19 protein-coding genes are annotated in these 17,479 nt (G+C 50.2%); 13 read left to right on the forward strand and 6 right to left on the reverse strand.

The window, feature by feature from the left end:
* Positions 1–376: 376 nt before the first annotated feature.
* Positions 377–1,429, forward strand: a complete 1,053-nt coding sequence (gene aroG / locus GNT65_RS17860; RefSeq protein WP_160798560.1) for a 3-deoxy-7-phosphoheptulonate synthase AroG — start codon at positions 377–379, stop codon at positions 1,427–1,429.
* A 64-nt stretch (positions 1,430–1,493) separates the two neighbouring features.
* Here aroG and GNT65_RS20570 read toward each other — a convergent pair whose 3' ends face one another.
* Positions 1,494–1,670 (reverse strand): hypothetical protein, encoded by a 177-nt coding sequence (locus tag GNT65_RS20570; protein ID WP_011864658.1) that lies wholly within the window; start codon positions 1,668–1,670, stop codon positions 1,494–1,496.
* Positions 1,671–2,067: 397 nt separating this feature from the next.
* On the opposite strand from GNT65_RS20570, the gene GNT65_RS17865 reads away from it, so the two are divergent.
* Both GNT65_RS17865 and GNT65_RS17870 read left to right on the forward strand, forming a co-directional pair.
* Positions 2,068–3,843, forward strand: a complete 1,776-nt coding sequence (locus tag GNT65_RS17865) for an ABCB family ABC transporter ATP-binding protein/permease (RefSeq protein ID WP_160798561.1) — start codon at positions 2,068–2,070, stop codon at positions 3,841–3,843.
* A gap of 75 nt (positions 3,844–3,918) precedes the next feature.
* Positions 3,919–4,182, forward strand: coding sequence for a hypothetical protein (locus tag GNT65_RS17870; protein ID WP_160798562.1), 264 nt, complete (start codon positions 3,919–3,921; stop codon positions 4,180–4,182).
* A gap of 358 nt (positions 4,183–4,540) precedes the next feature.
* Here GNT65_RS17870 and GNT65_RS17875 read toward each other — a convergent pair whose 3' ends face one another.
* Complete coding sequence (locus GNT65_RS17875) at positions 4,541–5,077, reverse strand: histidine phosphatase family protein (RefSeq protein WP_160798563.1); 537 nt, start codon at positions 5,075–5,077, stop codon at positions 4,541–4,543.
* Between the two features lie 153 nt (positions 5,078–5,230).
* On the opposite strand from GNT65_RS17875, the gene GNT65_RS17880 reads away from it, so the two are divergent.
* From GNT65_RS17880 to GNT65_RS17890, 3 genes are all read left to right on the forward strand, one after another.
* Entirely contained in the window at positions 5,231–5,812 is a 582-nt protein-coding gene (locus GNT65_RS17880) for a DUF5610 domain-containing protein (RefSeq protein WP_160798564.1), read from the forward strand.
* 129 nt (positions 5,813–5,941) lie between these two features.
* Positions 5,942–6,682 carry a ferredoxin--NADP reductase gene (locus GNT65_RS17885; RefSeq protein ID WP_160798565.1) on the forward strand — a complete coding sequence of 247 codons (741 nt, stop codon included), beginning with the start codon at positions 5,942–5,944 and terminating at the stop codon, positions 6,680–6,682.
* Between the two features lie 10 nt (positions 6,683–6,692).
* Positions 6,693–7,292, forward strand: coding sequence for a glutathione S-transferase (locus GNT65_RS17890; protein ID WP_160798566.1), 600 nt, complete (start codon positions 6,693–6,695; stop codon positions 7,290–7,292).
* Positions 7,293–7,315: 23 nt separating this feature from the next.
* On the opposite strand, the gene GNT65_RS17895 is transcribed toward GNT65_RS17890, so the two are convergent.
* A complete protein-coding gene (locus GNT65_RS17895) occupies positions 7,316–7,786 on the reverse strand; it encodes a hypothetical protein (RefSeq protein WP_160798567.1) in 471 nt (156 codons plus the stop codon).
* A 170-nt stretch (positions 7,787–7,956) separates the two neighbouring features.
* On the opposite strand from GNT65_RS17895, the gene GNT65_RS17900 reads away from it, so the two are divergent.
* The 4 genes from GNT65_RS17900 to GNT65_RS17915 all read left to right on the forward strand — a co-directional run bounded on the left by GNT65_RS17900 (position 7,957) and on the right by GNT65_RS17915 (position 12,915).
* Positions 7,957–8,964: a Fe(3+) ABC transporter substrate-binding protein gene (locus tag GNT65_RS17900; protein ID WP_160798568.1), complete on the forward strand. Its 1,008-nt coding sequence runs from the start codon at positions 7,957–7,959 to the stop codon at positions 8,962–8,964.
* 158 nt (positions 8,965–9,122) lie between these two features.
* Positions 9,123–10,754 carry an ABC transporter permease gene (locus GNT65_RS17905; RefSeq protein ID WP_160798569.1) on the forward strand — a complete coding sequence of 544 codons (1,632 nt, stop codon included), beginning with the start codon at positions 9,123–9,125 and terminating at the stop codon, positions 10,752–10,754.
* Position 10,755: 1 nt separating this feature from the next.
* The gene (locus GNT65_RS17910; RefSeq protein WP_160798570.1) at positions 10,756–11,784 is read left to right on the forward strand and encodes an ABC transporter ATP-binding protein; all 1,029 of its coding nucleotides are present in this window, start codon (positions 10,756–10,758) and stop codon (positions 11,782–11,784) included.
* Between the two features lie 186 nt (positions 11,785–11,970).
* Positions 11,971–12,915, forward strand: coding sequence for a Dyp-type peroxidase (locus GNT65_RS17915; protein ID WP_160798571.1), 945 nt, complete (start codon positions 11,971–11,973; stop codon positions 12,913–12,915).
* Between the two features lie 65 nt (positions 12,916–12,980).
* On the opposite strand, the gene GNT65_RS17920 is transcribed toward GNT65_RS17915, so the two are convergent.
* Both GNT65_RS17920 and argR read right to left on the reverse strand, forming a co-directional pair.
* The gene (locus GNT65_RS17920; RefSeq protein WP_160798572.1) at positions 12,981–13,439 is read right to left on the reverse strand and encodes a cupin domain-containing protein; all 459 of its coding nucleotides are present in this window, start codon (positions 13,437–13,439) and stop codon (positions 12,981–12,983) included.
* Positions 13,440–13,637: 198 nt separating this feature from the next.
* On the reverse strand, positions 13,638–14,108 hold the full coding sequence (argR, locus tag GNT65_RS17925; protein WP_160798573.1) for a transcriptional regulator ArgR: 471 nt from the start codon (positions 14,106–14,108) through the stop codon (positions 13,638–13,640).
* A 307-nt stretch (positions 14,109–14,415) separates the two neighbouring features.
* Between argR and mdh the strand changes: the two genes are divergently transcribed.
* A complete protein-coding gene (gene mdh / locus GNT65_RS17930; RefSeq protein ID WP_160798574.1) occupies positions 14,416–15,351 on the forward strand; it encodes a malate dehydrogenase in 936 nt (311 codons plus the stop codon).
* 133 nt (positions 15,352–15,484) lie between these two features.
* On the opposite strand, the gene ispB is transcribed toward mdh, so the two are convergent.
* Entirely contained in the window at positions 15,485–16,456 is a 972-nt protein-coding gene (gene ispB / locus GNT65_RS17935; RefSeq protein WP_160798575.1) for an octaprenyl diphosphate synthase, read from the reverse strand.
* Between the two features lie 275 nt (positions 16,457–16,731).
* On the opposite strand from ispB, the gene rplU reads away from it, so the two are divergent.
* A complete protein-coding gene (gene rplU / locus GNT65_RS17940; RefSeq protein WP_033537952.1) occupies positions 16,732–17,043 on the forward strand; it encodes a 50S ribosomal protein L21 in 312 nt (103 codons plus the stop codon).
* 15 nt (positions 17,044–17,058) lie between these two features.
* Positions 17,059–17,313: a 50S ribosomal protein L27 gene (gene rpmA, locus GNT65_RS17945; RefSeq protein WP_011864676.1), complete on the forward strand. Its 255-nt coding sequence runs from the start codon at positions 17,059–17,061 to the stop codon at positions 17,311–17,313.
* The last annotated feature ends 166 nt before the right edge of the window (positions 17,314–17,479 follow it).

Consider the following 17,479-nt stretch of genomic DNA (forward strand, 5'->3'; position numbering starts at 1 on the left):
CATGTAGTATTGTAATGTCGCGCATGGTGTTGTTCTAGTTTGTTTTTGGCGAAATTGATTAGATCAAACAGCACCATGCGTGTCTACTAATTGATTGTACAAGGAATTATCTGGGGATTCCCTAGAGATAGGCTTTTGGGCAATTTTCAGGTAATTGTTAATACTTTGTTTTGTTATGCCGGGTAATCGCCGCTAGCTTACGGGGGGAATTTTTAAATTAAAATAATAATTATATGTTATATAACATAAGGTTATTTTTATCTTCTTTATTTTATTAATGTTTGGTTGCAATAGTGGAGGATACTGGATAAATTGAACTCAGTAGTGCAATAGAGAGACCCTTATTTAATCCAGAGCCGGAGTGGAAAATAAAACCATGTATTATCAAACTGATGACGTTCGCATTAATAAAATTAAAGAGTTGTTACCCCCAGTCGCTATTCTTGAGCGATTTCCGGCAAGCGAAAATGCATCGGCAACTGTGTTTAACGCACGACAGAATATCCACAATATCCTTAAAAAAGAAGATGATCGTCTGTTAGTGATCATCGGGCCTTGTTCTATTCATGATCCCAAGGCGGCATTTGAGTATGGTCAGAGGCTCGCTAAACTACGCGAGCAATATCAGGATCAACTTGAGGTAGTGATGCGCGTCTATTTCGAGAAGCCGCGTACCACAGTGGGCTGGAAGGGCCTTATCAACGATCCTTACATGGACAATAGTTTTAAGTTAAACGACGGTCTGCGTACCGCCCGAAAGCTGCTTTTAGATCTCAATGAGTTAGGTGTACCTACAGCGGGTGAATTCCTAGATATGATCACGCCCCAGTATGTGGCGGATTTGATGTGTTGGGGCGCAATCGGTGCCCGAACGACTGAATCACAGGTGCACAGAGAGTTGGCCTCTGGTCTCTCTTGTCCGGTGGGCTTTAAGAATGGTACCGATGGCACCATCAAGGTGGCTATCGACGCGATAGGTGCCGCTAGTGCGCCACACCATTTTCTATCTGTGACTAAATACGGCCATTCGGCAATTGTCTCTACCAAGGGGAATCCCGATTGTCATATTATTTTGCGTGGAGGCAAGGAGCCGAATTATAGCGCCGAGCACGTAAAGACGATCAGTGAGCAGTTAGCCAAGGCAAAGCTGCCACAAAATATCATGGTAGATTTCAGCCATGCCAATAGCAGTAAACAGTTTAAGCGTCAGATGTTGGTGGGTGAAGACATTGCTAGCCAGGTGAGTTCAGGAGAGCGAGCCATATTTGGTGTGATGGTTGAGAGTCATCTGGTTGAGGGGCGTCAGGACTATGTCGAGGGACAGTCCCTGTGTTACGGGCAGAGCATCACGGATGCCTGTATCGGTTGGGAAGATACCGAAACCTTGCTGGCACAGTTAAATCAGAGTGTGATCGAGCGTCGGGCCTAAGTAGATGCCCAGAGATAAAAAAAGGAAGCCGATTTGGCTTCCTTTTTTACATCTGCTGGCTGGTTTATTTGGCTTGTTGTTTCACCAAATATTCGTTGGCTTTAGCAAGACTGCCAAAAGACGATATTAGATTGTTTTGACCCTTCTGCTGTATTTCTGGGCTGTTCGATTCTGTCATCATCCATACCCAAGTCTGTACCAATGGCAGTGGTGGGTATTGCACGTCAGATGATTGTGGCATATCGGCTTCCTTTAAAAATTGGGTTATTCCCGCTCTGCTTTTTACTCAGCTTGAACCGCCTTAAGCTGACCTTGAGATTATCAAAATCTGTGGCGAGAGATAACAATAATCACCTCGATGAAACACTAAAGTGACAATTACTTCCACAAGGGTAATGCTTTTTTCTAGTTTTTTCACTCATTATGTAGTTCAAAAGTATTATTTGTGGGGGCGAGATGATTCATCGAAAGTCTGATCTTGGTTGACTCTCTATGCCAAAATGCTGCCCCTATAGCAAAGGTGAATGATTGGGCTAGTGGCTGGTAAGCCTACTGAGGTAAGATGGTGTATGTTATGGCTTTTATCTTGATCTCACCTAAATGCCTTAGTCTAACTAATGATGCTAGCTGGAGTTGCCATGCGTCCTTCGCTCTATTTTGATGGTCCTATCGATAAACTGAATTGGCATGTCTTGAAATTGCTTTGGCCCTATTTACTCGAGTTTAAGGGGCGGGTGATCTTGGCGCTTGCTTGTCTGGTGGTGGCGAAAATGGCAAGCGTAGGCTTGCCCTTCGTGCTCAAGCAGCTGGTGGATACTCTGAGTGAGGCCTCAGCCGAGCAGATGATTGCCGTGCCCATCGCCTTGGTGCTGGCATACGGCAGTTTGCGCCTGCTCAATACGGTGATCTCCGAGGTGAGAGACACCCTGTTTGGCCGGGTTACCGAACGGGCGATTAGGCGTCTTGGCCTGTCTGTATTCGATCATCTGCATCGACTCGATCTGGCCTTTCATCTGGAGCGTCGCACGGGGGGGCTGTCGCGAGACATAGAGCGGGGCACCAGTGGGGTCAGCTTCCTGATGCGGTTCATGGTGTTTAACATAGTGCCGACCCTGCTTGAGATAGCGCTGGTGGTGGGTATCTTGCTTTATAACTACGGCTGGATTTTCGCGGCAATTACCCTGAGTGCCGTCATCGCCTATATCCTCTTCTCTATTTTTGCCACCGAATGGCGGACCGGCTTCGTGCGTGAGGCGGCCATGGCGGATTCTCAGTCTAATACCCGCGCCATCGACAGCTTGCTCAACTATGAGACGGTGAAGTACTTCAACAATGAGGCCTATGAGTCAGAGCAATATGATCGAGCCTTGGAGCGCTGGGAGGTGGCCAAGCGAAAGAATCGACTCTCCTTGTTTGCGCTGAACGCCGGGCAGGCGCTGATCATCTCACTGGCGATGACCCTCATGTTGGCACTGGCGGCGACTCGGGTGAGTCAAGGTGCCATGACCATAGGTGACTTTGTACTGATCAACGCCTTCATGATGCAGCTCTTCATGCCGCTCAATTTCTTAGGCTTCGTCTATCGAGAAATACGCGGTGCGCTGGCCAATATCGAGCGTATGTTTAGCCTGTTGGACAGGGTGCCTAAGATAAACGATGCACCTAATGCAACATCGCCCAAGATTACTCAGGGGAGCCTGAAATTTGAAGGGGTGAGTTTTCGTTATGGTGACAGGCCGATTCTAACTGATGTTAGCTTCGAGATCCCCGCCGGTCATAAGGTGGCCATCGTGGGGGATAGTGGCGCTGGCAAGTCTACCATAGTGAAGCTGCTGTTTAGGTTCTATGAGGCGCAGCAGGGACTTATCACCATAGATGGCCATGATACCAAGACGCTGACTCAAGATGCGCTGCGTAGTGCCGTCGCCATAGTGCCACAAGATACCGTCTTGTTTAACGACTCGCTGCTGGAAAATATTCGTTATGGTCTGCCGGGGGCGAGTGACGAGCAGGTGAGGGCGGCGATAGAGTTGGCACACCTGTCCAACTTCGTCTCTCAACTCAGCGAAGGATGGCATACTAAGGTGGGCGAACGCGGGTTAAAACTCTCAGGCGGTGAGAAACAGAGGGTGGCGATCGCCAGGGCGATCCTTAAGGGCTCTCCGCTGTTGGTATTCGACGAGGCGACCTCTTCGCTTGATAGCCATTCGGAACAGGCCATTCTTAATGCACTCAAGGAGATGGCTAAGGGGCATACCAGCCTGGTCATTGCCCACAGGCTGTCGACCGTGGTGGATGCCGATCAGATCTTGGTGCTGAGTCAGGGAAAGATTGTCGAGCGGGGGGATCATCAGAGTCTACTGGCGACGGACGGACTCTACAAGAAACTGTGGACCGTACAAAACCAGCATTAATTGTAAGGGATTAAGTCTTCGTTCAGGTTTGATTTGCATAATATTTGTTAATAACAAACCTAAGGAGGCGGTTCCATGAAAAATATCCCCATACATGCAAGCATCGAAGGTCAGACTAGGGTCGTGGATACCGACTGGTTGGCAATCATGGCTACGTTGAAAGAGCGGGGATTGGAGCAAGAAGAGTTGGTTGTCGTTTACGCCCAGCTCAATTCCTATCTAAGGGTAACGACACGAGGCTTAACCCTGGCGATGATCCCACCCTCGACCATCATCGAGGGGCTGACGCGAGAGATCAAACACAGCGCGAACGACTACGCTCGTATGTTGCAAGGTTAACTGGTGGATGACCTGAGTCGCAGGCTGAGGGGAGGTTAGGCTGACTTTGAGGTGTTAATAGGCTTCCAGCCATCACAAAGAAGGCTGACTTTAGTGTTTTGAGGTTCATAAGGGGTGAGCCGAATGATCTCTCCACCCTTAAAGCAAATGGTTTCGCCCTCAATAACCGTTAATCGGTTGCAGTTTTGACAGCTAACCGACAAGGGTTTACTTTTATTTCCCGCTCCAAAAAACGAATTACTCACAAGTGATTCTCCGAGGTTATCCTTAACGCCAGTGCCTGCCGCTATTCCATATATCGCTAATGTAATCAAGTTTAGCCCATAATGCTAGCGCTATCTAGACTAATGTCTAATACTTATGGGGTATTGATTGAAGTTGCACCATATTGGGTTTTTATCAGGCTAGTTGCGCCTTCTTGGGGCATCGAAAGGATAAATAGCTTGTCGTATTCCGATTCACCCAATTGAGGTAGTTCAGGTCCACCTAATGCTTTGATGATCAGTGGTACTGTGTTGGAATGACCGGCGATGATCACATTGCCATCCTGCGCCATGACCTTGTCGGCGATGGCCGCAATATGTTTGTCCATCTCCTTGCCTGCGTCGATGACAACTAAAGGAATTCCTTTAGCGGTCATGAGTGGCGTCAAGGTTTCCTGGGTGCGTCTAAATTGCGTTGCTATTGCCAGGCTGAGTGGAGTACCGGCTAAAGCCTCGACCAAGGCTTTGGCCCTCAGCTTGCCTTCGTGGCTCAACATGGGATCGCGGCCTTTACCGGCTTTCTCTGCGTGACGCACCAGAATCACGGTTTTACTTGTGGTTACCTGATTGGCCTGGGCCATTGGCAGGTAAGCTAACAATGCGAGAAGCCCATAGCTGATGAGTCGTAACATGCGTATCCCTGTATATATTAACGAATTGGCTAGCATATCCTATTTAGGCAGAGTTGCCGATGACAGATTAATTGGGCCTCAGGGCTAAAGTTGTTTATAAAATGGACGATAATAATAGCTGAGAGTTAATTTATTTTGGTGAGTGAGGCTATTATGGAGATTCAAAATCACGGCGGAGCCGTATCTGCTGCGGCGCACAATAAGACAGATTCGACGACTAACCATGGTCAACAAGTCTCCGAGGTGGCCAAGAATAAGACGGCATTGGCGGCCAGTAAGCAGTTGATGAATACGGCGATTCTGGAGGCACAGCAAGACGTTAACCTGAGCGCTGGTAATGAGCCCATGCAGCTGTTGTATAAGGCGGCTATCGAGGCGATCAACGAAGAGTTGGCGCCGACAATGGGTGAGCACGCCATCGAGACGGCAGTAGAGCAAGGGGTGGATACTTCACCCGAGGCAACGGCCGAGCGAATCGTTAGTTTTGCGACTCAATTCTTCGCCATACATCAAGAGCAGAATCGCGGCATGTCTTTCGATGACCAGCTTAGCTCCTTCATGGATATTATCGGCGGCGCCATAGATCAGGGATTCGATGAGGCTAAAGATATCCTTTCCGGGCTCAAGGTGCTTGAAGGGGACATAGAGGCTGGGGTCGACAAGACTTATGGCTTGGTACAGGAAGGGTTGCAGGCATTCAGAGACAGTTTCAATCAAGAGACCGAGCAAGAATAGCCAGCATTCGACCGCCAATTGATTTCGATAAACCCCTTAAGATAAGGGGTTTTTTGTTGTCTTGACTCGAATGGAAAATCTATGAATCATGGGAGTATCAGTAGCGATTGATGCCATCAGAGGTGCGACATGTGGGGAGAGGCAAAGGTTGTAGAGCGGATTGACTGGAGCGATCAGTTGTTTACCTTGAAGTTGTCGGGCGACATCGGCGATTTCATTGCCGGGCAATTCATCAAGTTGTCGCTGCATATCGACGATAAACGGGTCGCCAGGGCCTATTCTCTGGTTAATGCCCCAGGTGAATCCCTATTGGAGGTGCTGGCCGTTAGCGTCGACGATGGACTGCTCTCGCCCAGATTACAGGCATTGGCACCGGGTGATAGCGTCAATATTTCCACCAAGGCGGCCGGTTTTATGACCCTGGATGAAATCCCCAAACAGGGGAAACATATGTGGTTTTTTGCTACGGGCACCGCGGTGGGCCCCTTTATCTCCATGATGAGGACAGACGAGCCCTGGCAGAGATTCGAGCGTGTTATCTTGGTTTATGGCGTTAGGTATCAAGAAGATCTTGCCTATTATGAAGAGCTCAAGGCATTCGAGGCCCAGTATCCAGGGCAGTTTATCTTGGTGACCTCAGTTACCCGGGAGCCGGTGGAAGGTGCGCTCAGTTGCCGCATTACTCAAGGGGTTGAGAGCGGTGTTATCGAGCAAGAGGTTGGCCTTAACCTGAGCGCACAAGATTCGCAGGTGATGATCTGCGGCCATCCCGAGATGATTAAGGAGCTCAATACAATGTTGCAGTCGCGGGGATTGGCCAAGAATCTTCGCCGAGCCCCTGGGCAGATAACCGTCGAGAAATATTGGTAGAGGAAGTGAGATGCAATTACTGTATTCCGAGGCGTCTCCCTACGCCAGAACCGTACGGGTCGTTATCACCCAGTTTGCCATAGACGGAATTGAGCAGGTCGGTGTTAATCCGTTGGAAAATGACGAGTTATTACTTGAGGCCAATCCGCTGGCAAAGATCCCCTGCCTGCTGCTAAACGACGGTGGTGCCCTGTATGACAGTGAAGTGATTCTTCGCTATCTGGATCACGAGTATTGTGGTGGCGAGTTGTTTGGTCAGCCCGGTGAGTCTTGGTACGGTGAGGCGCAATACTCTTTGATTAAGGGGCTACTCGATAGTGCTGTGGCGCTCAGGCAGGAGCAGATGCGTGACGACGAGGGGCTGCGTAGCCCATTTTGGACGGCGCGATTTGAACAAGCCTTACTCAGAGGGCTCGCGCAGATAGAACAGATGGCCATTTCAGGGCATGGTAAGCTGACGTTGCAGCAGATCTGTCTCGCCTGCCTGTTAGAGTATTTAGATTTTCGTCATCCAGACTTGGATTGGCGAAAGGTTGCTCCGGCGACCGCCAGATGGCTGCAATCTTTTGCTAAGTGTGACGCCATGTTAGCGACACGCCCAAGTGTTTAATTCGTAGAGCCTAATAAGTTGCTCTAGTGCCTGTGATCGGTTTGGCGTCTTCCCTTCGCCGGTTGCTCGCGCCTATTGGGTTCGCCAAATACACCATAGAGTTCGCTGGTGACACCAAAGTCTATCCGCCTATCTTCCGTTTGTCCTCTTCTGTCTTCGTGATGCATATACCGGCAGTTACATTCGCCCTCACTGCAGCCGGGAAGTGGCAGCGTTGGTGCATCTTTAGAGAGAAAGCGTTTTCCTTTTAAGTTCATTGCACTGCCACACAGACCGTCGTCATTGACTATTTCGACGCAGTGATAGGGGTGGCTGGTATGATGGTTGTGAGTCGGCGCCTGGGGGAGTTCTTCGCTTATCGCCTTGGCAGTCAGGTCTGTCTGCGGCATGGCGCTTCTGCGGGCCCGCCGGACCCGTACCCGAGTAAATCTATGTTTAAACAGGAATAAAATAAGAATAACGGCGAGTATCAGCGTGAGAATTTCCAGAAACATATGAGATCCTTTTTGGGGCCGAGTTCTTTGAGTCTAGTCACCGAGGCTTTTTGGGTCAAAATGAGCAGCCTCACAAATTTTGACGAATCAGACTTGCCGTTTGATGTCAGATTGATTACTCTTGTCGCAATTGATAATTATTATCATTAACTGTATCGCGGAGTATCTGCATGAGATTCATGAAACGTTTGGCTGTTCTGGGTTTTGCTTGTGTCACTTCAATGGCTAATGCGGCCGATAGCATCACTGTCTATTCCTACCGTCAGGCTTTCCTTATCGACCCGATTCTGGCTGACTTTACCAAGGAGACGGGTATAAAGGTCAATCTGGTGTTTGCCAAGCAGGGTATTGCCGAGCGCATCGCCCGTGAGGGGCGGCTGTCCCGTGCAGATCTGGTGCTTACCTCTGATTTCTCTCGTTTAATGGAGCTGGCCGACAGAGACCTGGTGGCCTCGGTCGACAGCGATACCTTGCAGCAGAACATTCCCGCGAATCTCCGTTCGCCTAATGGCGATTGGTTTGCCCTGACCAAGCGAGTGAGAAATATCTACTCTTCCAAGGAACGCCTCGGCCCCTTAGATATCGATTATGAAGACCTGGCGGATCCTAAATTTAAGGGCAAGATCTGTACCCGCAGCGGTAAGCACCCCTACAACATCTCTCTGGTGGCGTCGATGATCGCCCATCATGGTGAGGCCGAGACCAAGACCTGGCTAGAAGGCGTTAAGGCAAATCTGGCGCGTAAGCCACAGGGTAACGACAGGGCGCAGGTGAAGGCGGTTAAGGAAGGCCTGTGTGACATTGCAATAGGTAACAGCTACTACCTGGGTAAGATGTTGCAGGATCCAAAGCAGGTACCTTGGGCCGAGGCGGTTAACATCAACTTCCCGAATCAGAAAAATCGCGGTGCCCATATCAATGTCTCCGGCATGGCCTTAGCTAAGTATGCCCCTGAACGGGAGAACGCCATCAAGCTGATGGAATATCTCTCGGGCCAACAGGCGCAGCAGACCTACGCCGAGCTCAACATGGAATACCCGGTTAAGTTGGATGTAAAGCCTTCAAAGCTGGTGGCATCCTGGGGGGACTATAAGGCCGATGAGCTGCCTATTCACAAGCTAGCCGAGTATCACGGCGCGGCGGTGAAGCTACTCGATCAGGTGAAGTTCGATCTCTAGGGACTAATGTGTCGTTCGTCAGCAGATAGCCTTCCTTCGGGAAGGCTATCTCGTTTTTATGCTGCATGTGTCACTATTCAACTAATAATCGTTTGCGTTTAAGCTTAGATTTAAGTTGGTCACAGATAATGACCCGACTCGTTTTATTGAGATTTTCTATGATTTTAGGCTTTCCCAAATCTTGGTCGACCCTAAGCTATTTGACCGCCATCTGTTTTGCCTTGCCTCTGGGGGCTATCTGCATACAGGCATTGGTGCCAGATGAGGCAGTATTCGGCCACCTGATGCAGACCGTCTTGCCTACCTATATCTTCAATACCTTGGCCTTGATGTTGTTTGTTAGCCTGGGTGCCTTACTGATCGCCGTACCCGCCGCCTGGTGCGTGGCCCGCTGTGATTTTCCCGGACGCAATTGGTTTCAGTGGGCGCTGCTGCTGCCCTTAGCTATGCCCGCCTACGTTGTAGCCTATGTCTATACGGATCTGCTGGACTATGCGGGGCCTATTCAGACCTGGCTGAGGCAAGTCAATGGCTGGCTATCACCCACAGATTATTACTTTCCCGATGTTCGCACCCTGGGTGGTGCGTCTGTGATGCTGGCGCTAGTGTTATTTCCCTATATCTATCTGCTGGCGCGCACCGCCTTTATGGAGCAGTCGCCTAGTCTGCTGCACGCCTCCAGAGTGATGGGCGCCAGTCCCGGACGCAGCTTTTGGCGCTTGAATCTGCCTATGGCACGGCCTGCCTTGGCGGTGGGGGCGGCGCTGGTGGCGATGGAGACGGCCGCCGATTTCGCGACCGTGAGCTACTTTGCCGTGCCCACGCTGACGACGGCGGTTTACGATACCTGGCTGGGATACGGTAGTCTGGCGGCGGCAGCTAAACTCTCTGCCATCATCTTGTTGGTGGTCTTCTGTCTGATCGGCGCAGAGCGGTTTGCCAGGCGTAAGCAGGAGCTGTTTCAGAAACAGACGCCGATAACCTCCCATGAGCGATATGGGCTATCGGGTTACAAGGCCTGGCTCGCGACGGGTTATTGCGTTGTGCTGCTCTTGCTGGCCTTCGGCCTGCCGGTTTGGATCTTGCTGGGATATGCCTGGGATTACTTTGATGTGAGTTGGAACCAAGCCTTCTGGGAATATAGCCTCAACAGCCTGACGATCGCCTTGGTGGTCAGCCTGATGACCGTGGTGTTCGCCTTGCTCTTGATGTTTGTCCGGCGCTGCAGCCCAAGGGAAGTTGATATCTTACCGTCACGCCTGGCCTCGACGGGTTACGCCCTGCCGGGCACTGTGCTGGCCATCGGCGTCTTGGTACCGCTGAGTTATCTGGATTTTGCCCTTAATGATCTCTATGCCTATTTCAACCAGGTTGAGCCTGGACTTATCTTCAGTGGCACCCTGTTTGTCTTAATATTTGCCTTTACGATTCGTTTTGCGGCCATCGCTATCGGTAGCATAGAAAACAGCTATAAACAGATTAGTCCCTCGCTGGATATGGCGTCGGTCACCATGGGGATGAAGCCTAGCGCTATCCTATCGCGGATCCACCTACCATTGCTGCGCAGCGGGATCTTCGCCGCCATCTTGCTGGTCTTTATCGAGTGTATGAAGGAGCTGCCGGCGGCTTTGCTGCTCAGGCCTGTGGGGTTTGAGAATCTCGCCACCTATGTCTACCAGTTTGTCTCAGACGAGCAGCTAGAGCAGGGCGCCCTGGGGGCCATAGTAATCGTCTTGGTGGGGCTGGTCCCGCTTATCTATCTCAATCGCTCCCTGGAGCAAGGTAACTAGTATGTCGACTCTCACCATAGAACAGGTTCATAGCGATTATCAGGGGCAGGTTATTCTGCGCGGCTTAGATCTTGTGTTGCATCAAGGGGAGATTGCTGCCTTGCTCGGCCCCAGCGGCTGTGGCAAGACGACCCTACTCAAGGCGATTGCCGGGCTGCAGCCTATCTCCCAGGGTCGCATCAGCATCAATGGCCGTTTGCTCTCTGGAGATGAGCTGTTTGTGCCTAGCGAGCAACGTGAAGTGGGGATGATTTTTCAAGACTACGCCCTGTTTCCCCACCTGACAGTGGCCGAGAACATCTTGTTTGGGGTCAAAGGCTTGAACAAGGCCGCCAGACAGGCGAGGCTCGGCGAGATGCTGGCGTTGGTGAAACTGGAGGGCTTAGGGGGGCGTTATCCCCACGAACTCTCGGGCGGTCAGCAGCAGCGTGTATCGATTGCCAGGGCGCTCGCCTACGAACCAGAACTGCTGCTGCTCGATGAGCCCTTCTCCAATATCGATGCTAAGGTGCGAGGCGAGATGATGGTAGAGATCCGCGAGATCTTAAAGCAGCGTGGGGTGAGTGCGGTATTCGTGACCCATAGTAAGGATGAGGCCTTCGTATTTGCCGATAAGCTGGCGCTATTCAAAGAGGGACGCATAGCCCAATATGGCAATGCCGAGAGCCTCTACGGCGCGCCGGTCGACAAGTATGTGGCGGAATTTCTCGGTCAGGTGAACTATCTTAGCTGTGAGGTGAAAGCCAGCTCGCGGCTACAGACCCTGCTGGGTGAGGTGCAAAGCAGCAGTATTTTGCCCAAGGGGGCGGGTTATCGTGGTGAGATGTTGCTGCGTCCGGAGCAGATACAGATGACTGAGGACAAACAGGGAGAAGGCACCATCATAGCGCGGCGCTTTCTCGGTAATCTGTGCCACTACAGTATCCTAATAGGTAAGGAGACATTGGCAGTTCGCTCGCCGTTGCATCACTTTTCACCGGGACAGAAGGTCGCCCTGTCGGTGACGCCACATCCGGCGGTGTTGTTTTAGATAGGGCCTATGTAACATTTTTGTGTGGGCATTTTTATCTAGCTATGGTTGCCAACTTAAAAAAAAGTTAATCTAACCGATAAATGATGTTTCGCTTTAACGGTTTGTGGGTTGTGTAATACTAATTATCGCTAAAGTTTCGGATAATAACGCCGAAATTGAGACTGACGAAAGGTAGGTTTATTTATGGATAATCTGGTTATGCCACGTGAACAGCTGGGTGTGTGTGCCGAAGGAAATTTACATAGTGTGTATCTGATGCTCAACGCCAACGACGGCGTCGAATCTCAGCTGCGTCCCTGCGTTGCCAATGTGGCTCAGTATATCTATGAATTGGCCGACCAGTATGCCGACAGCGCCTTTAACGGCTTCGTGGCCATAGGTGCCAACTACTGGGATAGCCTCTATCCTCGGCAGCGACCTTCACAGTTAAAACCTTTTCCTGCAATGCATGCCGACAACCGTGATGCCCCTGCCCATGAGTATGATCTCTTCGTGCATCTACGCTGTGATCGCTACGATATCTTGCATCTAGTGGCCAACGAGGTGTGTCAGATGTTTGAAGATCTGGTCGAGTTGGTGGATGAGGAGCGGGGATTCCAGTTTATGGATACCCGAGATCTGACCGGGTTTGTTGACGGTACAGAGAATCCCAAGGGGCGTCATCGACAGGATGTTGCCCTGGTGGGAGACGAAGATGAAGCGTTTCGAGCTGGCAGCTACCTGCATGTGCAGAAGTTTGCCCATAACCTCAGCAAGTGGAACCGTCTGCCACAGAAGAAGCAGGAAGATATCATAGGCCGCACCAAGATAGATAATATCGAGTACGCCTCTGAGGATAAGCCCCTGACCAGTCATATCAAGCGGGTCAATCTGAAAGATGCCGACGGTAGCTCGATAGAGATCCTGCGCCAGAGCATGCCCTATGGCTCGATGAAAGAGCAGGGATTGATGTTTATCTCTGCCTGTCGCAATTCGGAAAATTTCGAGAAGATGCTGAGCAGCATGATCCATGGTGACGGCGAGGGGAATCACGATCACCTGATGCACTTTACCCAGGCATTGACCGGCTCGGCATTCTTTGTCCCGTCGCTGGACTTTATGGAGCATGAGGCGGATCTAGAAGGCTAGCCCTAAGGTCGCCCAATAAAAAACACACCTTAAGGTGTGTTTTTTTGTGCCTGTTTACAAATGGGTTAGCGATCGGGATCCCAGTAGTTGGTGGGCCGCTTGGCATAGATCTCGTCGATAGAACGCACCTGCACCTTATTGTGCTCGGGATATACCACCACATCGTGGGGATCGCGATTACCCAGCACAAGAAACAGGAAGTCGGCATCGGATTCGTTTTTCAGGGTGTGGGAAATGCCCGAGTTGGCGGTGAAGCAGATATAGTCGCCCTGTTTGAAGGGGTGGGGCTCGCCGTCGATATACAGGGTGGCTTCGCCTTGCAGCGCGTAGAGGTGCTCCTCTTCCTTGGTGTGAAAGTGGGCGACGGAGGAAAGCTTGCCGGGTTCCAGCCGTTCCATGGTGACGCCTATCTGCTGACAACCGGCGGCATCGCCGATATGTTTCTGATGGCTGGCGTATTGATCTGAGTGCTGCCAAGATTCCCAGCAAAGGTTGTCGATATTAATTATCTTATTGTTTTTCATCTCGGGTCCTTAACCATCGGGTGACAGAGGGGATGGTTTGGACTCAGTGTATCCTATTGGATATATAGTATTCAATTTGAGCGTGAGTAAAATCTAGGTAAAACTCGAGTAAAACCGGGATAAAAAAAAGACACCCTTTGCTAAACAGTCAAAGGGTGTCTCTTGGGTGAATGGCCTGGGCCATCCTTGAGAAGTGGGTTAATCGGCGTAATTAAACAGCGACTTGACCGTCTCGAGTGTCTTGTCCACTTCCTGAATGTTGGAAGGGCTGATGAAGATAGTGTCGTCACCGGCGATAGTGCCCAGTATGCCTTCGGGCTTGCCGATGGAGTCCAGTAGTCTGGCGATTAGCTGGGCAGCCCCTGGGCTGGTACGGACCACTATCATAGACTGGTTATGGTCGACATCCAGTACTAAGTTTTTCAGCGGGCTGCCAGCCGTCGGGACCCCAAGTTCGGCGGGCAGGCAGTAGACCATCTCCTGTTTGGCGTTGCGGGTGCGCACGGCGCCAAACTTGCTCAGCATGCGTGAGACTTTGGACTGGTTAATATTGTTGAAGCCCTCTGCTTGCAGGGCGTTGACTATCTCGCTCTGGGAGCCAAAACGCTCCTCTTTCAAGATAGCCTTAAAGGTCTTTACAAGTTCGTCTTGATTTTTATTGGCTTGCATATCGAATTATTCTTATATTCAAAAAAACTGGCTTATTGTGAATAGTTTTGCACCATTGGTCAAGTGTTATTCGGATTGCGTGAATAAAAATGCATGTTTGTGAGTGAGGTTTGCGCCCTAGAATGGCGCGGATGGCCTGCCAGTATAACCTAAATGATGCTGAAGTGGCAGTCGCTTTGAGTAAATTGAAATTATCTGGCCACACGACTAAGGGATAATTGAATTTTTACCGTGATTCCAGTAATGTTGCGCCATCGGTAAATCTAGATCTATATCACATAATATCCAAGAATTAACGGAGATAACTATGAAAGTTGCTGTACTTGGTGCCGCCGGTGGTATTGGCCAGGCTCTTGCCCTACTACTTAAAACTCAATTGCCTGCCGGTTCAAAACTATCCCTTTATGATATCGCGCCAGTAACCCCTGGTGTTGCCGTTGACCTAAGCCACATCCCGACAGCTGTAGAAGTGAAGGGCTTTGCTGGTGAAGATCCAACGCCTGCCCTGGAAGGTGCCGACGTGGTACTTATCTCTGCCGGTGTGGCGCGTAAGCCAGGCATGGATCGTTCAGATCTATTCAACATCAACGCAGGTATCGTGAGAAACCTGGTTGAGAAGTGTGCAGCAACTTGCCCTAAGGCGCTGATCGGTATAATTACTAACCCAGTTAACACTACTGTGGCCATCGCTGCCGAAGTATTGAAAGCTGCCGGTGTATATGACAAGAACCGTCTGTTCGGTGTGACTACTCTTGACGTGATCCGCTCTGAAACTTTCGTTGCCGAGGCGAAAGGCCTGAATGTTGCCGACGTTAAAGTTAACGTTATCGGTGGACACAGCGGCGTGACTATTCTGCCTCTATTGTCTCAAATCGAAGGTGTCAGCTTCTCTGATGAAGAAGTTGCAGCGCTAACTAATCGTATCCAAAACGCGGGTACCGAAGTGGTTGAAGCTAAGGCGGGTGGCGGTAGCGCGACTCTGTCTATGGGTCAGGCTGCATGTCGTTTCGGCCTGTCACTGGTTCGCGGCCTACAAGGCGAAGCTAACGTTGTTGAATGCGCCTATGTTGACGGTGGCAGCGAGCATGCTGACTTCTTCGCACAACCTGTACTACTGGGTAAGCAGGGTATCGAGCAAGTACTTGCCTATGGCGAAGTTAGCGAGTTCGAAGCCAATGCACGCGATGCTATGCTAGACACGCTAAAAGCCGATATCGCACTAGGTGTCGACTTCGTAAAATAAGGCTAAGTCTCTAAACTAAGTTGCTAAGTTAGCCCTTAACGAAAAATGGAGCCAATTGGCTCCATTTTTTATGGGGAATGTTCAAGCCATGAATCATAATGCGCCTCATAGCACAGAGCGCGATGGCTATCGATTAGTGATTACGCGCTACGGCAATTCTCGCCAGCGATATCAGGGCCTGCTTATAGTCGCTATCTGGAAGCAGATCTAATGCTTTTATCGCCTTCTCAGCTTCTTCTTGCGCACGTTTCTCTGTGTAGTCGAGGGCACCACATTGCTTCAGGGCATTTAATATAGTGTCGATATGTTCTGTGCCATCACCCTTCTCGATTGCATCGCGAATCAACTGACGTTCGACCTCGTTGCCATTGGTGATGGCGTAAATCAGCGGTAGGGTTGGCTTACCCTCGGCCAGGTCGTCACCTATGTTCTTACCCAGCTCCTCGGTATCTGCGGTATAGTCCAGCAGGTCGTCGGTGAGCTGGAAGGCCGTCCCCAGGTATTTACCATAGTCGGCCAGGGCAGTCTGCACCTCTATGCTGCTATCGGCCAGCACACCCGCGAGACGGGTCGCGGCTTCAAATAGCTTAGCCGTCTTACAGTAGATGACCCGCATGTAGCTTTCCTCGCTGGTATCCGGGTCGTTACAGTTCATTAGCTGTAGGACTTCGCCTTCGGCCAGTACGTTGGTGGCATCGGCGAGTACTTCGAGCACTTGCATGCTCTTAAGCTCTGTCATCATCTGGAAAGAGCGGGTATAGAGGAAGTCTCCGACTAGCACGCTGGCGCTGTTACCAAATAGGGCATTGGCAGTTTCCCTGCCGCGTCTCAGCATGGACTCATCGACCACGTCGTCGTGTAATAGAGAAGCGGTATGGATAAACTCAACGATTGCCGCCAATTTAATATGCGCCTCACCTTCATAGGCGATGGCGCGGGCGGCTAAGATAGAGAGCAGCGGGCGCATGCGTTTGCCGCCGCCATTGATGATGTAGAATCCGAGTTGATTAATAAGGGCTACATCCGATTCCAACTGTTTATAGATAAGTTGGTCGACGGATTTCATATCAGCGTCTGCCAGCTGACGAATGGCATTCAAATCCATATAATGGCTCTACTTTTAGGGTTGTAAGGTAAATCAGACAGCCCAAATTAAGGCGGAAATGTTATAATAACCAGATTCTACCTAAAAAAGCCTTCTCTGACAGTAGTAGAAGAGTATTGTGCGAGTAATTCCGATCTTTTTTTGATCAAAGTGAATTAAGACTTGTCAGCCAGTCGAACTTAGCGTAAACTCCGCGACCATTGTCATTAAAGCTTTTATAGCGCCCAGCCAAACTTAAAGGGTCTGCGTGCTAGAAATATCGGAGTAAAATAGCTATGTACGCTGTTTTTCAAAGTGGTGGTAAGCAGCACCGTGTTGCTGAAGGCCATACTGTACGTTTAGAAAAATTAGAAGTTGCTACAGGCGAAACTATCGAATTTGACCAAGTTCTTTTGGTTGCAGATGGTGAAACTGTACACGTTGGTGCACCTTTAGTTGAAGGTGGAAAGGTTGTTGCTGAAGTAGTCAGCCATGGCCGTGGCGAGAAAGTAACTATCGTTAAGTTCCGTCGTCGTAAGCACCACGACAAGAAGATGGGCCACCGTCAGTGGTTCACCGAAGTTAAAATTACAGCTATCAACGCTTAATAAGGGGTCTGACTAATGGCACATAAAAAAGCTGGCGGTTCTACTCGTAACGGCCGCGATTCAGAAAGCAAACGTCTTGGTGTTAAGCGTTTCGGTGGTGAATCAGTTCTAGCTGGTAACATCATCGTTCGTCAGCGTGGCACTAAGTTCCACGCAGGTGTTAACGTAGGTATCGGTCGTGACCATACTCTATTTGCACTAACTGACGGTAAAGTTAAGTTCGAAGTTAAAGGTCCTAAGAACCGTAAGTTCATTAGCATCGAAGCTTAATACTTAGCTACCCAAGCTAGTTTCTAAAGCCCTGCCTCTGGTGGGGCTTTATTGTTTATGAAGAATCATTACTGGTGAATGAGCCAATATATCGCTCCAGCACCAGTCCAATATTGTCTCTGCCGCTTTGTGCTGGGGCAGTTGCATCATTGTTTTTGGCGGTAAG

The organism is Shewanella insulae (assembly GCF_009831655.1).
Taxonomy (GTDB): domain Bacteria; phylum Pseudomonadota; class Gammaproteobacteria; order Enterobacterales; family Shewanellaceae; genus Shewanella; species Shewanella insulae.